Below are 18,748 nucleotides of genomic sequence, written 5' to 3' on the forward strand. Positions count from 1 at the left end.
AAAAAATATTTTTATTTTCAGCTTGACGGATGATCGCCTCCATGGTATTATAAATGAGTTCGCAAGAGCAAAAAACAAAAACGCAGAAGTGGCGGAATGGCAGACGCGCACGGTTCAGGTCCGTGTGAGCTAACACTCATGAGGGTTCAACTCCCTTCTTCTGCACGATTTATGAATGGCTTAAAACCGTAAGGATGTTTACTTCCTCAGGTTTTAAGCCATTTTTCGTACCATGATTATAAAATGAAAGGCGTAAAATAAAGGACTTAAAAATCCTCAGAGCGGTGTGATTCAATGAATCACCGCCCCGAGGACCCCATAGGATATAATAGACATGATTACGGATGCAAGCAGCACCCCAACGATGATAGACGCAAATGCTTTTTTTCGATTCATGCGGATCAGACCTGCTACAATAGACCCGGTCCAGGCTCCGGTACCTGGCAGAGGAATGCCAACAAATAAGGTCAGCCCCCAGAAATCGTATTTTTCAATTTCTGCACGGTGCTTGTCAACCTTGCTTCGGAAGACCATCGCGATCCCTTTGGTTGGACCAAAATGTTCCATCCAGATTACAATTCTTTCAATAAATAAAAGCACAAATGGAATGGGGAGAAGGTTCCCTATGATGCAAATAATCAGCGCTTTTATATAGGGCACCTTCATGATCGACGCCGCCAAAAGTCCGCCTCGCAGCTCCAAAACCGGAAGCATGGATATGATAAAGGTCACCGCTTCGCTCGATAGGACTCCGGAGAGGGTAGAAGTAAAAAAAGTTACCAAAGATTCCATTACGCAGTACTCCTGTAAAGTATAGTGATAAATCTTGAATGACCATATAAGTTGTGATAAACTTACTAAATGATTTTCAGCATCTACTGACTTCAGAGATGCTGTGACAGATTTTAATTGAATACACTGGCAGAGTCAAGCTGCTTATGAATATACGGAGATTTTAATGATAAATTTTGAAGAGGAAATACAGCGATTTAAACCTAGTCTTGATGTAGATCAGATTGAGGATGCCATCGTAAAAGTGGATCTTACGGATATGCATGATATCATGACTCAGCTCATAGAGGACGCCATAAAAAAGGATGATGATAAGCAATGAAATATGACGTTACTCTGGAAAGAATTGCAAACTGCTACTATAACCTTGGTCTGGAACGTGCCCGTCTCCGGGATCTTTCCGGTGCGGCAGAGCTTTTAAAGAAGTCTCTTTTGTTTGATAAATATCAGAAGGACGCAAGGAATCTGCTGGGACTTGTCTTTTTTGAATGTGGCGAAACAGCAGACGCGCTTGTACAATGGGTTATCAGTATGAATCTGATGCCGGAAGATAATGATGCGGATTATTACCTTGATCAGATTCAGAGGAAGCCGGCCATTTTAAGAATCTGTTCAGATAATGTCAAGCGTTATAATCAGACGCTGGATTATGCGCAGAATAATAATGAGGATCTGGCAGTAATGCAGCTTAACCGCGTAATTGAGGACAGTCCAAATTATATTAAAGCGCATATCCTTCTCGCTCTCTTATATATGAAACGGGAGAATTGGGTAAAAGCCGGTAGAAGCTTATATAAGGTTCTTAAAATTGACAGAAATAATCCTAAAGCACTTGTCCTCATGGATGAAGTTAAAAAAAATACCGGAAGAGCAGAGGTCGAGCAGAACCGCCTTAAAAATGTATTTTCCCATAGAAAAATGACAGATGACGATGTACTGATTCCACAGGAAGTAAAGCAGATTTCTCCCTGGATGGTAGTTGTGTATATCATTATCGGTATGGCACTTGCACTTGCTGCATTTTATCTGCTTGTGCTTCCGGCACACACCAAGGCATTGAACAGTGCCAATAATCAGGAACTGATAACTTATACAGAAAAACTGGACGCAAGCAATCGTAAGATTACCGATCTGCAGTCGCAAAATGACACACTGCAGTCACAGTATGATGATGCCAATGCAAAGCTGTCCCAGTATGAAAATCAGAATGCGGCGTTTGCATCACAGTATCAGACACTGACAAATATCAGCACTGCATATCAAAGTGGTGATCTGGTAAGTGCAGCACAGCTGTATCTCAGTCTGGATCAGTCACAGATCACTGATGAGAATCTGGTAAGTATGTTAAATGGCATCAAGCAGGAGATGGAAAATACCGTTTATCAGAAGCTTGCAGATCTGGGAACTGCTTCCTGGAATGCAGGCGACACAACACAGGCACTGACCTGCTATCAGCTAAGTGTTCAGTTAAAAGCTGTTCCCGAAAACATGTTCCTGCTGGGCAGACTTTATCAGATTCAGGGCAATACAGACGAAGCCAATGCAGTTTTTGACCAGATCATCGGACAATTCCCGGATGATTCCTATGCGGAAAGGGCAAAACAAGCCAAAGGAAATTAAGATGCTCAACATTAACAAGGTCCGGCTTATGACACAGCTTGCCGTATTTAAAAAAAAGCGAGGGAAAGATATAGAGGAAGCAAGCAGATACTTTAAAAGCGATTATATTTCCAAAAAGATTATTAAAATCTTTCTGCAATATACGCTCCTGTTCATTCTGCTTAGCTTTATTATACTTTTAACACAGGTAGAAATGATTCTTGTCAATTTAAACCTGGACTTTATCAGTGCCCTGGGCAAAACATTTCTTATGTTATACTGCCTGGGTGCAGTGATCAGCTGTGTTACATCCGGAATGTATTTTGCGTCAAAATATGAGTCCATCCACCGACTCACCTTATATTATGAAGCAAAACTAGAAAAAATTCTCAGCATCTCAGAGAGTGATGCAGCAAATACTATAAACCTGAATGTTTCTCTTGCACAAAATACGCAGGATGCACCGGTTACAAAGCATCATGTTTCAGGCATGAAGGATGCAGGTATAAAGGATCCGAGACCTTATGTTTCAGACTCTGAAGCTGGAAACGCTCCAGACGGCGGATGGCTGGATGAGGATCTAGATCTATCCTCGGATGAACCGGATGATGGATGGCTGGATACAGTGGATGACAACTGGGAAGACACACAGCCCCGGCAATCCCAAAACGAACCCAAGGATGGATGGCTGGACGACGACTATCAGATCGATGCTGATGATGACAATGCTACGGAGAATGTCCAGATTTCTCCGGATGACTGGGAGGAAGATCCCGGTCAAACAAAGAACCATGGAGGCAGGCAATCATGACCCCGTTACTTCAGTATAGAGACACTCTTGAAAACATTTATCGGAAATATGATTACTGGCTGATTCCTCTTTGCAAAGCCATCGTCTCCCTTATCATTTTCTTTATGGTCGGAAGCAATCTGGGATCCGCAGGTCTCGTCAGAAATCCCCTGGTGTTGCTGGCAGCTGCCTTATTGTGCTCTTTTCTGCCCTGGACTGGAATCACGGTATTTGCTGCAATGTTTATGCTGGGCGGCTTATATAAGATTTCCCTGGAGTTTACAGCTGTAACCCTTGTAATCTTTTTAATTGCTGCGCTGCTCCAGACGACCTTTCAGGCAAAACATGCGATCCTGATTGTCCTGGTTCCGCTTGCCTTTATATTGCATATTCCGTATGTTATCCCGGTTGCCGCTGGATTATCACTAGGATTTATCTCGATCATCCCTACAACGATCGGGGTAATGATGTATTATTATCTTACATACGCTGCCGCGAATGCTTCTACACTCACCAAAGCAGGAGACATGACGGAAATGGCAGCGCAGTATGCTGATATTTTTCTTTCCTTTTTTAACAACCATGCCATGATTGTAGCTGCGCTCGCCTTCATACTGGCTATACTTGTGGTGTATGTCATCAGCAGTTTGCAGATAAATTATGCGTGGGAAATTGCTGCATCTGCTGGGCTCATTACAGTCTTTGCCGTAGAGCTTGCCGGATTTCAATACATCAAAGCTGCATTTCATCCGGTGAATGCACTCGGTTCCTTACTGATATCGGCTTTAATCCTTGCGCTCTATGTGCTGACCTTTCATGGCGCGGATTATCAACGGACCGAACGGGTAAAATTTGAGGATGATGACTATTTTTATTATGTCAAGGCTGTACCAAAGCTAAAGGCATCAAAGCATGACACTGTGACCAAATCATAACAATGACTGCTGACGATAGAGAAGGAGTATAGAAGTGTCTGATATTTTCACAAAACTGAAAAGCTGGACCAGCCTGCTGCCTCCGGTTGGGTTGACAGGAGCTGTGGAGATTATCATTCTGACAGTCTTTGTGTACGAATGCTTACTGTGGATCAAAAACAGCCATGCATGGCAGCTACTGAAAGGTATGATCGTTATTGCCGCCTTTATCGCTCTTGCTGCAATCTTTCAGTTAAAAACCATCATGTGGCTGATCGAGAACGTCGGCACGCTTGCGGTTACCGCCGCGATTGTTATTTTCCAGCCTGAGCTCAGGAAGGCGTTGGAGCAGTTGGGATCCAGGAACTTCATTACAAATCTGCTCGCCATTGATGATATCAAAAACACCAAAGAAGCCACAATTAATGAAATTATCAAAGCTACATTTGAAATGGCTAAAAAGAAAACCGGTGCCCTGATTGTAATACAGAAAAACCAGCCACTAAAAGAAATTGAGGACACAGGGATCCGGATCAATGGTATTGTCAGTGCAGCATTACTGATTAATATCTTTGAAAAAAACACGCCCCTGCACGACGGTGCGGTTGTAATTGTAGGGGACAAAATCACAGCAGCAACCTGTTACCTGCCATTATCGGATGCAGAAATCTCCAAGGATTATGGAACCAGGCACAGAGCTGCCCTCGGAGTTTCAGAAAACACGGATGCTGTCACCGTTGTTGTCTCAGAGGAAACCGGCAAGGTATCCGTTGCCGTAGGCGGTCATCTGATCCGTGTGCCTGATGCAGAGGCTCTTAGGTCCTATCTTCCGGTGGAAAAGGAGACGGATGACAAGGATAAACGGTCCGGCAGCCGTTTCAGACTGTTTCGCGCCGGGAAGGAGGAGAGAAGACCATGAAATTCAAAGCATTTCGTGACAATTTTTCTCTTAAGCTTCTGAGCTTTTTTCTTGCCATCCTGATCTGGCTGATTGTAGTGAATGTTTCCCGTCCGGAAATCACAAGAACCCAGACGGTAAATCTTGACATCGAAAGCACGGACACCTTTAATGCGGAAAACAAAAAATGGAGTGTAGACCGCAACACGGTTACCATAAGCTATAAGGTAAGGACAGATCAGGCGGCTACAATCAGTGCCGATGATTTTCATGCTTACATTGATCTTAAGGATTATTCCATTACCGGATCAGTGCCGGTATATGTTAATGTCGCAGCAAGTAAGGAAAATACCGTAGATGATGTTACGGTCCGTCCAACCGTGATTCACGTGACGCTTGAAGACATTCAGGAGAAGAAATTTGACCTTAAGGTGCACCAGAGCGGTAATCCTGCAGATGGTTATGCGGTTTCCAGTATCATACTCAGTCCGGAAACGGTTTACGTCACAGGACCGGAATCTCAGATCGGACGGATTTCCAGTGTCGGAATCAGCGTCGATGTCAATGGACTCACCGGAAACAAGGATGCTACAGCAAAGCCGGTTTTATATGACGCCAATGGAAATGCCATTACATTAAATGATGTAACACTTTCTACCGACTCCGTGCATTACTCCGTCACACTGCATAAGAAAAAATCCATCAACCTTCTGCCTTCCGTGACCGGTACTCCGGCAGCAGGCTATCAGTATGAAAGCACCACGGTTTCTCCGCAGTCAGAAATTCTGGCAGGTGCTCCCGGTATCATTGACCAGATGACAGTGTTTGAGCTTCCAACCATTGATATTTCCGATGCAACGGATTCCGTTACAGAGACCTTCCAGTTAAAGGATTATCTGCCCAGCGGTATTGAACTGGCAGAGCCAAATGCGGAGGTTATTGTTACGGTGCGGATCGAAAAAATACCGGAAACAGAAGAGGAAAGTACTACAACAGCGGAAAGTTCTGCAGAAATTCCGCATATTACAGAGGCTGAGACGACGTTGCCGGAAACGTCAGTATCAGAAGCTCCTGCAGAAACAAGTGAAGCGGTATCCGGCATCCGGGAGCCCGGAGATCAGCAGACAAAATCCACGGACTCAGAGCATAGTGAAGCTTCGGCTGCAATCACAGGCTGACAGAAAAGCATGATATAACAGAAACAGCATGACTACAGATATTTTTATTTTTACAGCGGCGTACATCATAGGAGTAATTCTGACAAGGGCAGGCTTTTTGCTCTTGTCAGGAGCTTCGTTGATTATTGCTGCTGTTTTTCTCTATTTCCGCGAATATCATCGATCCGGGATGCTCCTTAACCTGAGGGGATTTCTTGCCCTGGGACTGATTGGCGGGGAAGGCATCGCATGTTTTAAATTAAGCAGACTCAGTACCATATGGACCTGGGAAACCTGGCTGTCTTTCTATCTCATGTATCTTGTGTTTTATATCACATCTACGCTCATGGAGCGGTATCTGCATAAAAGAAAAGACGGAGGGGTTCTGCCTGAGCAGGTGAATCGCTCGCATGAGCATATGGCGCAGAATGCTTTACTTCATGCAGACAGCATTCGCTTTTATAAGCACTGTATCCTCTGCCTTGTTGTCATCACCTGGGTATGCTTTTTTATCGAAGCATACAAGCTTGGATTCATTCCTTTTTTTACAAAAGACATGCCACATGCGTATTCATACTTTCATCTGAAGGGAATCCATTATTTTACGACACTTGTGATCTTAATTCCGTCCATCTCCATTCTGGCGATTGAGGAGCAGCAGCATGCAGATCTTATAAGCGCAGCAGGTATTTTTTTCTCACTGCTTCTTACGATTCTGCTCGTTTCCCGCTTTCAGTTTCTATTTTCCGTCATCCTGATGGTATTTACTATGATGCTTGGCGGCAGGCGTCTTAAGCCCTGGCAGGTCCTGATATTATCTGTACTTATGGTCCTTGTATATGTCATGATTACGATTGCCCGGGCGCATTCCGTTACGTATCTTAATGAAATATTTGAAATGAAAAATCCGGCAACACCGATTTTTATTACACAGCCCTACATGTATATTGCCAACAATTATGACAATTTTAATGTCATGACAGAGCATCTCAGCGAGCATACCCATGGGACGAAAATGCTGTATCCCCTGGTAACGCTCAGTGGGATAAAGTATTTTATACCCATGCAGCTTGCTTTTCCACTCTATACCACCAAGGCAGAGCTTACGACATTGACATTGATCTATGATGCATATTATGATTTTGGGATATGGGGAGTGATGCTTTTGGGCGGAGTTCTCGGCTTATGTTCCGGATGCATTACTAAGGAAATTCATCATGACCGAAATCCTTTTTCCAGAATTATTTTTGCACAGCTTGCCTTTTACCTTCTTTTTTCATTTTTTACAACCTGGTTTTCCAATGCAGCAACCTGGTTCTATCTGGGATGCAGTGTGTGCCTTTACCTGCTGTTCCAGATCCGCATACTTATAAGGAGGAAATGAATTGAACCACTATCTGAAACTGATTGCCAATATTATCATTCCGATTGCTATCCTCGGTCTGCTGGTAATGGCTCTGCCAAGGATAGCTGTGTTTTTTCTTCCATTTCTCCTTGGCTTTCTGATTTCTGTAATTGCAGCCCCATTTATACGGCTGCTGCATCAGAAAACACATCTCATGCAGCGGAAGCATGCCTCGCTTGTCATCATTGTCGTTTTGTTTCTGCTGATCGGTCTGCTTTTATATTTTGCAGGTAACCTTCTGGTACATGCAATACGGGATTTTGTTGTCTCCATTCCTTCCATTTATAAGGATCTTTCACTGACAATCAACGAAATGATCGCCGAGCATCAGGACGTTCTACATCACCTTTTGCCCGGATCCTATGGAGACATGGCTTCCAAAGCACTGTCTAATCTGGAAAGTAACTTTAACCAGTACGCATCAGACTTTATCGCCAATGCTTCCAGCCCGGTTGCCTCCATTTCTCTGGATGTGGTAAGAAGCCTGCCGACATTGCTCGTATATGCCGTAGTGACCATTATTTCCGCATACCTGTTTTCCAAGGATGGGGACGTATATAAAGAAAATATTCGCAAATGGATACCGGAACGATTTTTCCAGTACGGAAAGCTGCTGAAACGAGACATAAGCAAAATTCTGCAAGGCTGGCTGCTGGCACAGTTTCAGATTATGTTCGTTGTGTTTCTGGTTCTAGCAATTGGTCTCTTGATTTTACGGGTACGTTTTGCTGTACCGCTTGCACTTCTTACTGCCTTTCTGGATTTTCTGCCGATGTTTGGCGTCGGATTTATATTCTGGCCCTGGATCGTGATGGATCTTTTTTCCGGTAAATTTCTGGAAGCCCTGGGGTTATTGGTGATTTATGTCGCTACGCAGATCGTCCGTCAGTTTATGCAGCCCAAGATCATGGGGGATACCATGGGACTTCCTCCTTTTATGACAATTTTGTTTTTGTATCTCGGCTTTAAATTATATGGTCTGGCTGGTATGATTTTTGCAGTACCGGTAGGTATGCTGTTTCTATGCTTCTATCGCTACGGCGCGTTTGATAAAATGCTTGCGTCTGTAAAAGAGCTGGTGGAGCTACTATTATCGTTTTTATAATGCTGAAGCTTCCTGCATAGCATGGATGAAGTTATCCGGTCTATATTAAAAATACCAAAAAATAATTCTGAAAGCTCTGCAAAAGCCCAGAAATGGCTTAAAATAAGGCTTTAGGTTGACAAATAATTTTATACTCTTTATAATTTGGCTGTATTTAAATTTTCCGGAACCCGGAAGAAGGAGATAATTACTGATGGAGAAGAATACAACGGCTGCAGCTAAAGCTACCGAAGCTAAAAAAGATGCTGCTCTGACAGAGTCATTTGCAGAAATCAAAAAGGCTGTAGAAAAAGATAACGCCGGAGTTAAGGCAGAGGAGAAGCAGGCTTCTGTTAAAAAAACTTCTGCTCATAAAGCTTCTGCTAAAAAGGCCCCTGTAAAGAAGGAAACGGTTAAAAAAGAATCAGTTAAAAAGGAAACCGTGGTAAAAGCAGCGGAAACCAAAGCTGCGGAAAGCAAGGCTCCAGTAAAGAAGGAAGTACCGGCAAAGAAGGAAGATGAATCCGTAAAAACTACCGTTACCTTTGAGTTTAATGGTAAGCAGGTTAAGGCAGCTGATATTATTGACCAGGCTGTAAAGGCCGCCAAGGCAAAAAAAGCTGATGCCAAGGATGTTGAGGTCTACGTAGTAGCAAGAGAAAATGCTGCTTATTATGTTGTAGACGGGGATAACAGCGGAGATAACCGCATTGATCTGTAAGCATCACAAAGTATTACAGAAAAAAAACGTCGGATGAATATTAAGGACAGTCGCAGACATGATGTAGGATCAATCTGCGGCTGTTTTTTTCTGAGTATATGATGTACAAAGTTTAACATCGGGATAGGAGCAGAAATGGAAAAAATCCTTCCGGAAGAATTTTTGAAGCGCATGAAAGTGCTGCTGGGAGATGAATATGATGCTTTTTTAAAGACATATAATGAAACCCCGGTGAGAGGTCTCCGGCTGAATCTCTCTAAACTCGCAACGGCGCATGATTCAACGCACAAAATCAGTTACCGGTCACTATTGCATGACTGGAAGCTGATGCCACTGGACGAAGGCGCGAAGAAGACTTCCGAAGACACGGAAGCAGAGCGCTCAAGAGAATTTTACATTAATGAAGAAAGACTAGCAGAGCTTGGGATCCGTCCCGGAAAGCATCCATACCATGAGGCAGGGGTATACTATATTCAGGAGCCTTCTGCCATGCAGGTGGTAGAGCAGCTTGACATACGTCCCTTTGACTGTGTAATGGACCTCTGCGCTTCGCCGGGAGGCAAATCCACACAGGCTGCGGATCATCTGGATCCGGAGCTGGGCGGTCTGATTATTTCCAATGAATATGTTGCAAGCCGTGCGAGGACGTTGTCCTCAAACTTTGAACGTATGGGCATCCTAAACGGGGCAGTGCTGAATGAAGATACCGGAAGGCTTGCCGCATACTTTCCGGGATACTTTTCCCGCATCATCGTGGATGCGCCATGTTCCGGTGAAGGCATGTTCCGAAAGGATGATACCGCAATTTCCGAGTGGAGCCCGGATAATGTGCTGAAATGCATTATCCGTCAAAAAGAAATTGTCGCAAACGCAGTAAAGATGCTTGCGTCCGGCGGAAAAATGAGTTACTCAACCTGCACCTTTGAGCCGGGTGAAGATGAAGAAATGGCACAATATATCCTCACATTGGATCCGGAGCTCGAGCTCATATATGAAAAGAAGCTCTGGCCGCACAAGGAACGGGGAGAAGGTCATTATATTGCTGTCTTTAAAAAGCGTGGTCCGGAAACCGTAGCTCCGGAGCCTTGCAGCCTGGACCTTTTCCGTGAAACGGGCTTCCGCAGAAAAAAAGGAAAAGATCAGGATTTCCTAATACCGGAATACATGCCTGATCTCCGGGGACTGCACGTATTGAGAGAAGGCATACCTTTTGCCGAGAGACTTAAAAATCGTCTGGAGCCGGCACATGCATTAAGTCATGCAATCCGTTTTTCCAAGGATGCATTTCAGATGTATTTTTCACTCCTGGATCTCTCTGTGGATGACCCGAGAGTCGGGCAGTACCTGCATGGGCTGGAAATTTCTGCTTCTCAAGATGAACTGGTACCTGCGGAAGCAGGTGAAAAAGTTGAAAATCCATTTAAAGGGTATGTACTGATTGCCTGCGATGGCGCTGCTCTCGGATTCGGAAAGTATTCCAACAGCAGAATTAAAAATCATTATCCCAAGGGACTTAGATTTGTATGACAGCTGTCCTTAGATTTGTCGCTTCACGATTTGTCAAATTAATCACTAGCCCTTGAAATATGAATCTTCATCGTATACAATTACTTGAGATAATCCGGGAATATTTCCCGCTTTATAATGAAATGGAGGATAAAAAATGGATAATCAGTCAAAGTCATCAGCTTTGTCCCGAATTCAGACGCTGCTTGATGAGTTCAGCTTCGTTGAAGTTGGTAAGCTTGTTCAGGCAAGATCCACAGACTTCAACATGGCTGAAAAAAAGGCACCATCAGACGGTGTTGTAACCGGCTATGGAACGATTGACGGCAACCTTGTGTATGTTTACTCTCAGGATGCTTCCGTTCTCGGCGGTTCTATCGGAGAAATGCATGCCAGGAAAATTGCCAACATCTATTCCATGGCAATGAAGATGGGAGCTCTGGTCATCGGTCTCCTGGACTGCTCCGGCGTAAGACTTGAGGAGGCATCTGATGCGCTTTTCGGTCTTGGCAGACTGTATAAAAAACAGACGCTTGCAAGCGGTGTGGTACCTCAGATCTCTGTTGTACTTGGTAACTGTGGCGGCGGTCTTTCTGTCCTTACCGGACTTTCTGACTTCGTATTTATGGAGGACAACAGTGCAAGACTTTATGTCAATGCTCCGGATGCTGTAAAGGGCAACAAGGATGACACTATTGCCAAGGCAGAGGCACAGGCTGAGTATGGTCATGTTGATTTTGCCGGCACAGAGTCAGAGATTTTTGACGAGATCAGACGTCTTGTCGCAATTCTGCCAGGCAACAATGAGGACGGCGGTCCTGTAGATGAATGTACAGATGACCTTAACCGTTCCGTTGCAGGTATTGAAAAGCTTGACGCAGCAGAAGCTGTAAAGCAGATTGCTGATAATGGTATTTTCTTTGAAACCCGCAAGGCATACTCTGAGGATGTCGTTACCGGTCTGATCCAGCTGAATGGAGCAACCGTAGGTGTTGTTGCCAATAAACAAGATCAGCTTTCCTGGAAGGGTGCCGATAAAGCACAGCGCCTGGTAAGCTTCTGTGATGCATTTGAGATTCCGGTTCTGACACTTGCCGATGTAAAGGGATATCGTAACTGCCAGTGCACAGAAAAGTTTGGTCCGAAGGCTATTTCTTCCCTGGCATATGCATATGCCAATGCATCTGTTCCGATGGTTACCGTTGTTAAAAACGCTCTTGGCACTGCAGGTCTTGCCCTTGGCTCCAAGCCGCTTGGTACAGATATTGTTTATGCATATCCGACAGCACAGATCGGCATCATGGATGCAGCCAAGGCAGCTGAAATCATTTCAGAGGATGACACCTCCGAAGCAGCCAATGCCAAGCTTCTGAAAGAGAAAAATGCAGCACAGTCTGCAGCTCAGCATGGTTATGTAGATGACATCATCAATGCAGAGGAAACAAGACAGAGAGTAATTGCTGCATTTGAAATGCTGTTTACAAAGAGTGTGTTCAGACCAGATAAGAAGCACGGAACAGTATGAGAGGAGACAAGATGAAACAATGGATTAGAAAAGCGGTCCTCAGTGTTCTTCTTGTTCTCAGTGTCGTAACACTCGCAGCTTGTGGCACCAAGGAAGTCAAAACAGCTCCTATGGATGCAGCCACTCAGACAAAGCTGGAAGAATCCGGAAAGCAGTACATGGAAAACATTGCCCAGCTTACACCGGATGAGATTCAATCAACGATTGATTCTGCAGAAAAGTCTAAGGACGCAGTTGTATTTAATGGTCTTACAAACTTTAAAAATGACCTCGACCGCCTTGGAACCTTCCAGAGTGTTGACAGTGCGACTGCCACTGCTACAGAGGATGGATATTCCATCGACATTGAATCGACATATTCTGACAGAACATTAAAGCTTACACTCGGACTCAGTGAAGATCTTTCCAAAATAACCGAAATGACCTTTGAACCGACCTACTCATTAGGCGAGGAAATCGCGGATGCAGCCGGTAACCTGGTTCTCGGTATGGGATCTGTATTTATCATCCTGATTTTCATTGCATGGATTATCAGCCTGTTTAAATACATCAAGGTATTTGAAGACAGAAAAAAGAACAAGCAGAGTGCTGAAGCTCCGGCTGCGCCTGTGAAACCGGCACCAGCTCCTGTAAAGGCAGCTCCTGTGAAGCCTCAGGCAGGTAATGAGCTTCAGGCTGTGATTGCAGCTGCCATTGCCCAGTATGAAGCAGATACCAGCAATAGTACGGATACAGGATTTGTTCCGGGACCGACTCTTAACAATGGTCTTGTCGTTCGTTCCATCCGTAGACGTGGATTTTCCGTTTCAGCTGCGCAGCCAATGGCTCCAACCGTTACTGCCAGCGCAGTTGCGGCAGCACCGGCTCCAACTGCAGCGGAAGCTGCACCGGCAGCTTCTCAGGCTAAGACCGAGTCCGCTCCGGCAGCATCCGGCACGGCTGGCTCCATTGAGGTAACTTCGCCGATGCCAGGCAAGATCCTTGCTGTTAAGAAAAATCCTGGTGATACAGTTAAGGCGGGCGATCCGATCCTTGTACTGGAAGCCATGAAGATGGAAAATGATATTGTTGCTCCGCAGGATGGTACGGTTGCTTCCATCAACGTATCGGTTGGTGATGCTGTCGAGTCCGGCGCTACACTTGCTACAATGAATTGATGGGCTGACGAGCCCCTATAAGTGAGGTAATAAGATGAAAAAATATACTATTACAGTAAATGGCGTCGCTTATGACGTTACAGTAGAAGAGGGAACAAGCTCAGCCGTTCAGTCAGCTCCTAAGGCAGCAGCTCCGGCTCCGGCGGCAGCTCCGGCAGCTCCGGCTCCAGCAGCAGCTCCGGCTGGTACCCAGGGTTCCGTCGAGGTAACTTCCCCGATGCCAGGCAAGATCCTTGCTGTTAAGAAGAATCCTGGTGATGCAGTTAAGGCGGGCGATCCGATCCTTGTACTGGAAGCCATGAAGATGGAAAATGATATTGTTGCTCCGCAGGATGGTACAGTTGCATCTGTTAACGTCTCTGTTGGTGATTCAGTAGAATCCGGTGCTGTTCTTGCAACTCTTAACTGATTGTTGAGAATATCATGTGATTTTGCTGATCTGGAGGTAAAAATTAATTTATGAATATTGCTCAGACGTTATCAAATCTTCTCCAGCAGACAGCATTCTTTAATCTGACATGGGGTAACTACCTCATGATGATTGTAGCATTTGTATTCCTTTATCTTGGAATCGCAAAGGGCTTTGAGCCTCTGCTGATGGTTCCGATTGCTTTTGGAATGCTGCTTGTAAATATCTATCCGGATATTATGCTGCGGCCGGAAAAGTCCATCAATGGTACCGGAGGTCTTCTGTACTATTTCTTCCAGCTGGATGAGTGGACGATCCTTCCTTCGCTGATCTTTATGGGAGTTGGAGCACAGACGGATTTTGCACCATTGATCGCTAACCCGATCAGTTTTCTCCTTGGCGCAGCCGCGCAGTTTGGTATCTATGCCGCTTATTTCCTTGCAATCCTGATGGGATTTAACGGTGCAGCTGCCGCTGCGATCTCCATTATCGGTGGTGCTGATGGACCTACCTCAATTTTCCTTTGTAATAAACTTGGACAAACTGCACTGCTCGGACCGATTGCCGTAGCGGCATACAGCTATATGTCACTGGTTCCGATCATTCAGCCGCCTATTATGCGTGCGTTAACAACAGAATCCGAGCGTAAGGTTAAGATGGGTCAGCTGAGACCTGTATCCAAGCTTGAGAAAATTCTGTTCCCGATTATCGTTACTGTTGTCGTATGTCTGCTTCTTCCGACCACAGCTCCACTCGTTGGTATGCTGATGCTCGGTAATCTATTTAAGGAGTCCGGCGTTGTTAAACAGCTGACAGAAACTGCTTCAAATGCAATGATGTATATCGTTGTTATCCTGCTTGGTACATCTGTAGGTGCTTCTACTTCTGCTGAGGCGTTCCTTAATGTAGATACACTTAAGATTGTCGTACTTGGACTTGTTGCCTTTGCCTTTGGTACAGCAGCAGGTGTTGTCCTTGGTAAGGTTATGTGCAAGCTTTCCGGCGGTAAGATTAATCCGCTGATCGGTTCAGCAGGTGTATCTGCCGTACCTATGGCAGCCAGAGTATCTCAGAAGGTTGGCTCTGAAACAGATCCTACCAACTTCCTGCTGATGCATGCAATGGGACCAAACGTAGCCGGAGTTATCGGAACTGCAGTTGCAGCCGGTACCTTTATGGCGGTTTATGGAGTGAAATAAAGGAGATAAAATGGCTAAAGTTAAAATTACCGAGACTGTATTGCGTGACGCGCATCAGTCTCTGATCGCAACTCGTATGCCGAGTTCCGAAATGGAGCCGATTCTGGATACAATGGATACCGTCGGCTACAACGCAGTAGAGTGCTGGGGCGGAGCAACCTTTGATGCCTGCCTTCGTTTCCTCAAGGAGGATCCTTGGGACAGACTCAGAATGCTGAAGAAGCATTTTAAAAACACCAAGCTGCAGATGCTGTTCCGTGGTCAGAACATCCTCGGATACAATCACTATGCAGACGATGTTGTTGAGTATTTTGTAGAAAAATCCATCGCCAATGGTATTGATATCATCCGTATCTTTGACTGTCTTAACGATATCCGCAATCTGGAGACCGCTGTAAAGGCAACCAAGAAGGAGGGTGGCCATGCGCAGATCGCACTCTGCTATACTCTGGGTGATGCATATACCCTTGAGTACTGGGAGAATCTTGCAAGAGATGTAGAGAATATGGGCGCTGATTCCCTCTGCATCAAGGATATGGCAGGTCTGTTACTTCCACAGGCAGGTTATGATCTGGTGAAGGCTCTCAAGAGAGGCACAAAGCTTCCTATTGAAATTCACACCCACTATACTTCAGGTATGGCTTCCATGACCTACTTAAAGTGTATTGAAGCAGGTGCTGACATCATTGATACTGCATCTACTCCATTTGCACTTGGTACTTCACAGCCTTCTACCGATGTAATGGTTAAGGCTCTGGAAGGAACCGAGTATGATACCGGGCTTGACCTCAACAAGCTGATCGAGGTTTCCAACTACTTCCAGCCGTATCGTGAGGAGTGCCTCAAGTCTGGTCTTATGTCTACGAAGGTACTCGGCGTAAATATCAATACGCTGAGATATCAGGTTCCAGGCGGTATGCTTTCCAATCTGATTTCACAGCTTCATCAGGCAGGTAAGGATGATCAGCTGACAGCTGTACTTGAGGAGGTTCCAAGAGTACGTGCTGACTTCGGTGAGCCGCCGCTGGTTACACCTTCCTCTCAGATCGTTGGAACACAGGCGGTAATGAACGTACTGACCGGTGAGAGATACAAGATGGTTCCGAAGGAGTCTCATAAGCTTGTAGCCGGAGAGTTCGGGCGTACCGTAAAGCCGATGAACCCTGAGGTTGTAAAGAAGATCCTTAAGCCGGGTGAGACCCAGATGACAGATCGTCCAGCAGATCACATTGCTCCACAGCTTCCGAAGTTTAAGGAGGAGTGTGCTAAATGGGTTCAGCAGCCTGAGGATGTACTGTCTTATGCTTTGTTCCCGACAGTTGCAAAGGAGTTCTTTGAGTATCGTGCTGCACAGCAGTCCGGTGTTGCCAAGACTGCAGCAGATAAGGAAAATAAGGCATATCCGGCGTAATAACGGATGATCTTTACATATATTATTATCGTAAAGAACTTACAATTTCATGTATATTAATGATTTTGCGTTGACGAAACTACGCCGCAAAATTAAACTGGTTGGGAGTGGATCATATCCACTCCCTTTCCTTTTATTAAAAACTACGTAAGATTCGGAGACAGGATACATGAAAAGAATTTTAAATAAAACGGGACTTGCGATCCTTACAGCAGCTGCAATTATGGTTTCTCCGACCGCACAAATGCTGTGTCCTGCAGGTACCGTTTATGCTGATACAAGACAGGCTGTCATTGTAGGCGCCGTTGTCAATGTCCGTTCCGGTCCGTCTACAGAAACCAGCAGGGCCGGCTCCCTTACTGCCAATACTTCTGTTACGGTTACAGGACAGTCTACAGAATCGGATGGCTATGTCTGGTATCAGGTATCCTATAATGGTGGAAATGGATATGTGCGCTCTGACTTTATCAGCTTTCCCGTTGCCTATACAACAGATGCAAGCTTTGAAGCATATCTTTCACAGCAGGGATTTCCGGAAAGCTACAAAACCGGTCTCCGTCAATTGCATGCAAAATATCCTAACTGGACATTTAAAGCATATCAAACAGGCATTGACTGGAATACCGCTGTAAGTAAGGAGCTGGAAGGTACCAACAGCCTCGTGGATACCGACTCTATTTCCTCCTGGAAGTCTACAGATAATGGTAAGTTTGACTGGTCTACCAGCACCTGGCCCGGATTTGATGGTGCGACCTGGGTAGCTGCCTCCCGGGACATAGTTGCCTACTACATGGATCCAAGAAACTTTCTTAATGAATCCTATGTTTTTCAGTTTGCAGTCCATAAATTTAATCCTAATCTTCAAAATATTGAGGGACTAAATGAAATGCTGAAAGGCACCTTTATGGATAAATCGGTCAGCATTTCCGGCAATACACCCTCTGCCGGTTCCCAAGGCTCAGGTTCCGGCAGCTCCGGTTCTCAAACCGTAACCATCGTTGCTGCCGGTCCGGCAGGCTCTAGTGAAAGTGCTGCTTCTACAGATGCAGGTTCTGCTAGTGCTACCGGCTTTGGTAGTGAAGCATTGTTAGACTTTGCAGCACCGGGTGAAGGTACCGGAACAAACGATACAACGGTCTCACAGGCAGGCAGTGATGCATCTACCGTTTCCACTGAGGTCACGGTGCCAGCCTCCGGTACAACACAAGATCTACAGGGTACATCCATGAGCTATGCCGAAATCATTATGGAGGCTGCACAAAAATCGCAGGAAAATCCCTATCTGCTTGCTTCTATGATCCTGCAGGAGCAAGGAAAAGACGGAAAAAGCGCATCCATATCCGGAGCCAGCGGTTACTATAATTTCTTTAATGTTGGCGCTTATGCTGCTAACAATATGTCTGCAGTAGAGCGGGGGCTTTGGTATGCATCCCAGAGTGGTTCCTATAACAGACCCTGGAACACCATTGAAAAGTCCATTGTAGGAGGTGCGGAATTTTTTGCCGCAAATTATTTAAATGCAGGGCAGGATACGTTATATTTAAAGAAATGGAATGTTCAGGGCAGCAACGCCTATAAGCATCAGTACATGACCAATGTACAGGGAGCCGCTGAGGAGGGTGCCAAGCTTGGTGCTGCGTATACTTCCGATATGCGCTCCGCATCCCATGAGTTTAGTATACCGGTGTATAAAAACATGCCGGAGTCTGCCTGTCCGCTTCCGGTAAAGGATGGAAATCCAAACAATAAGCTGAGATCCCTAGGCCTGGATGGTTTTACATTGACACCTGGTTTCAATATGGATACCGAGCAGTATACTCTTGTGGTGGATCCTTCCGTTACCTCTGTAAATGTACATGCTGTGCCGGCGCATTCCGGTGCCTCTGTATCAGGCGGAGGAAGCATTTCACTTGATGGCGCATCAACAACTGTAACCATTACGGTAACCGCGCAGAATGGAGATACCAGAAGCTATACCATTTTGATTAACCGTCAGTCCGGCGGACAAACTAATAATGGATCTATGTATACTGATGTGGGGAGCAGTTCGGTTTCTACTGTGAATGCCGGCAGCTCGGGAGGTCCGGGTACATCCTCCGGCAGCAGCTCCGGATCCACGGTAAATAATCAATCTACCGTGAATATTGTCGTTGCCGGTTCGGGCCCTTCATAAGCTCATGA

General features: G+C 45.4%; 17 protein-coding genes, 1 tRNA gene and 1 pseudogene. 18 read left to right on the forward strand and 1 reads right to left on the reverse strand.

All coding sequences use genetic code 11. From position 1 onward, the window contains the following. The first annotated feature begins 82 nt into the window (after positions 1–82). Positions 83–165: transfer RNA gene (locus tag ACTNEN_RS01000), tRNA-Leu, on the forward strand. 126 nt (positions 166–291) lie between these two features. Here the strand turns inward: ACTNEN_RS01000 and ACTNEN_RS01005 are convergent. Continuing rightward, on the reverse strand, positions 292–792 hold the full coding sequence (locus ACTNEN_RS01005; RefSeq protein ID WP_441204199.1) for a COG2426 family protein: 501 nt from the start codon (positions 790–792) through the stop codon (positions 292–294). Between the two features lie 166 nt (positions 793–958). Here ACTNEN_RS01005 and ACTNEN_RS01010 point away from each other — a divergent pair, with 166 nt between their 5' ends. From ACTNEN_RS01010 to ACTNEN_RS01090, 17 genes and pseudogenes are all read left to right on the forward strand, one after another. After that, positions 959–1,114, forward strand: a complete 156-nt coding sequence (locus ACTNEN_RS01010; protein ID WP_441204200.1) for a hypothetical protein — start codon at positions 959–961, stop codon at positions 1,112–1,114. After that, positions 1,111–2,412, forward strand: a complete 1,302-nt coding sequence (locus tag ACTNEN_RS01015) for a tetratricopeptide repeat protein (protein WP_441204201.1) — start codon at positions 1,111–1,113, stop codon at positions 2,410–2,412. Before ACTNEN_RS01010 ends, ACTNEN_RS01015 begins: the two co-directional genes overlap by 4 nt. Beyond that, positions 2,378–3,202 (forward strand): hypothetical protein, encoded by an 825-nt coding sequence (locus ACTNEN_RS01020; protein WP_441204202.1) that lies wholly within the window; start codon positions 2,378–2,380, stop codon positions 3,200–3,202. Before ACTNEN_RS01015 ends, ACTNEN_RS01020 begins: the two co-directional genes overlap by 35 nt. Beyond that, complete coding sequence (locus ACTNEN_RS01025) at positions 3,199–4,116, forward strand: hypothetical protein (RefSeq protein WP_441204203.1); 918 nt, start codon at positions 3,199–3,201, stop codon at positions 4,114–4,116. Before ACTNEN_RS01020 ends, ACTNEN_RS01025 begins: the two co-directional genes overlap by 4 nt. Before the next feature lie 34 nt (positions 4,117–4,150). Beyond that, positions 4,151–5,014 (forward strand): diadenylate cyclase CdaA, encoded by an 864-nt coding sequence (gene cdaA, locus ACTNEN_RS01030; protein WP_441204204.1) that lies wholly within the window; start codon positions 4,151–4,153, stop codon positions 5,012–5,014. Then, a complete protein-coding gene (locus tag ACTNEN_RS01035) occupies positions 5,011–6,171 on the forward strand; it encodes a CdaR family protein (protein WP_441204205.1) in 1,161 nt (386 codons plus the stop codon). The genes cdaA and ACTNEN_RS01035 overlap by 4 nt, the downstream gene beginning before the upstream one ends. A gap of 28 nt (positions 6,172–6,199) precedes the next feature. Then, positions 6,200–7,534, forward strand: coding sequence for an O-antigen polymerase (locus ACTNEN_RS01040; RefSeq protein WP_441204206.1), 1,335 nt, complete (start codon positions 6,200–6,202; stop codon positions 7,532–7,534). Position 7,535: 1 nt separating this feature from the next. Then, positions 7,536–8,660 (forward strand): sporulation integral membrane protein YtvI, encoded by a 1,125-nt coding sequence (gene ytvI, locus ACTNEN_RS01045; protein WP_441204207.1) that lies wholly within the window; start codon positions 7,536–7,538, stop codon positions 8,658–8,660. Between the two features lie 193 nt (positions 8,661–8,853). Further along, a complete protein-coding gene (locus ACTNEN_RS01050; protein ID WP_441204208.1) occupies positions 8,854–9,360 on the forward strand; it encodes a DUF6465 family protein in 507 nt (168 codons plus the stop codon). 135 nt (positions 9,361–9,495) lie between these two features. Further along, positions 9,496–10,887, forward strand: a complete 1,392-nt coding sequence (locus ACTNEN_RS01055) for an RsmF rRNA methyltransferase first C-terminal domain-containing protein (protein WP_441204209.1) — start codon at positions 9,496–9,498, stop codon at positions 10,885–10,887. Positions 10,888–11,023: 136 nt separating this feature from the next. Further along, positions 11,024–12,391 (forward strand): carboxyl transferase domain-containing protein, encoded by a 1,368-nt coding sequence (locus ACTNEN_RS01060; RefSeq protein WP_441204210.1) that lies wholly within the window; start codon positions 11,024–11,026, stop codon positions 12,389–12,391. Between the two features lie 488 nt (positions 12,392–12,879). After that, positions 12,880–13,044 (forward strand): annotated as a pseudogene (locus ACTNEN_RS01065) (OadG family transporter subunit); the annotation flags it as partial. A 168-nt stretch (positions 13,045–13,212) separates the two neighbouring features. Beyond that, entirely contained in the window at positions 13,213–13,548 is a 336-nt protein-coding gene (locus ACTNEN_RS01070; RefSeq protein ID WP_441204407.1) for an acetyl-CoA carboxylase biotin carboxyl carrier protein subunit, read from the forward strand. A 34-nt stretch (positions 13,549–13,582) separates the two neighbouring features. Then, positions 13,583–13,957 carry a biotin/lipoyl-containing protein gene (locus ACTNEN_RS01075; RefSeq protein ID WP_441204211.1) on the forward strand — a complete coding sequence of 125 codons (375 nt, stop codon included), beginning with the start codon at positions 13,583–13,585 and terminating at the stop codon, positions 13,955–13,957. A gap of 50 nt (positions 13,958–14,007) precedes the next feature. Next, positions 14,008–15,156 (forward strand): sodium ion-translocating decarboxylase subunit beta, encoded by a 1,149-nt coding sequence (locus ACTNEN_RS01080; RefSeq protein ID WP_441204212.1) that lies wholly within the window; start codon positions 14,008–14,010, stop codon positions 15,154–15,156. Positions 15,157–15,166: 10 nt separating this feature from the next. Beyond that, a complete protein-coding gene (locus tag ACTNEN_RS01085; RefSeq protein ID WP_441204213.1) occupies positions 15,167–16,567 on the forward strand; it encodes an oxaloacetate decarboxylase subunit alpha in 1,401 nt (466 codons plus the stop codon). Positions 16,568–16,736: 169 nt separating this feature from the next. Continuing rightward, positions 16,737–18,740, forward strand: coding sequence for an SH3 domain-containing protein (locus ACTNEN_RS01090; protein ID WP_441204214.1), 2,004 nt, complete (start codon positions 16,737–16,739; stop codon positions 18,738–18,740). Positions 18,741–18,748 lie beyond the last annotated feature (8 nt).

Source organism: Oribacterium sp. HCP28S3_H8 (assembly GCF_052064775.1).
Lineage (GTDB): Bacteria > Bacillota > Clostridia > Lachnospirales > Lachnospiraceae > Oribacterium.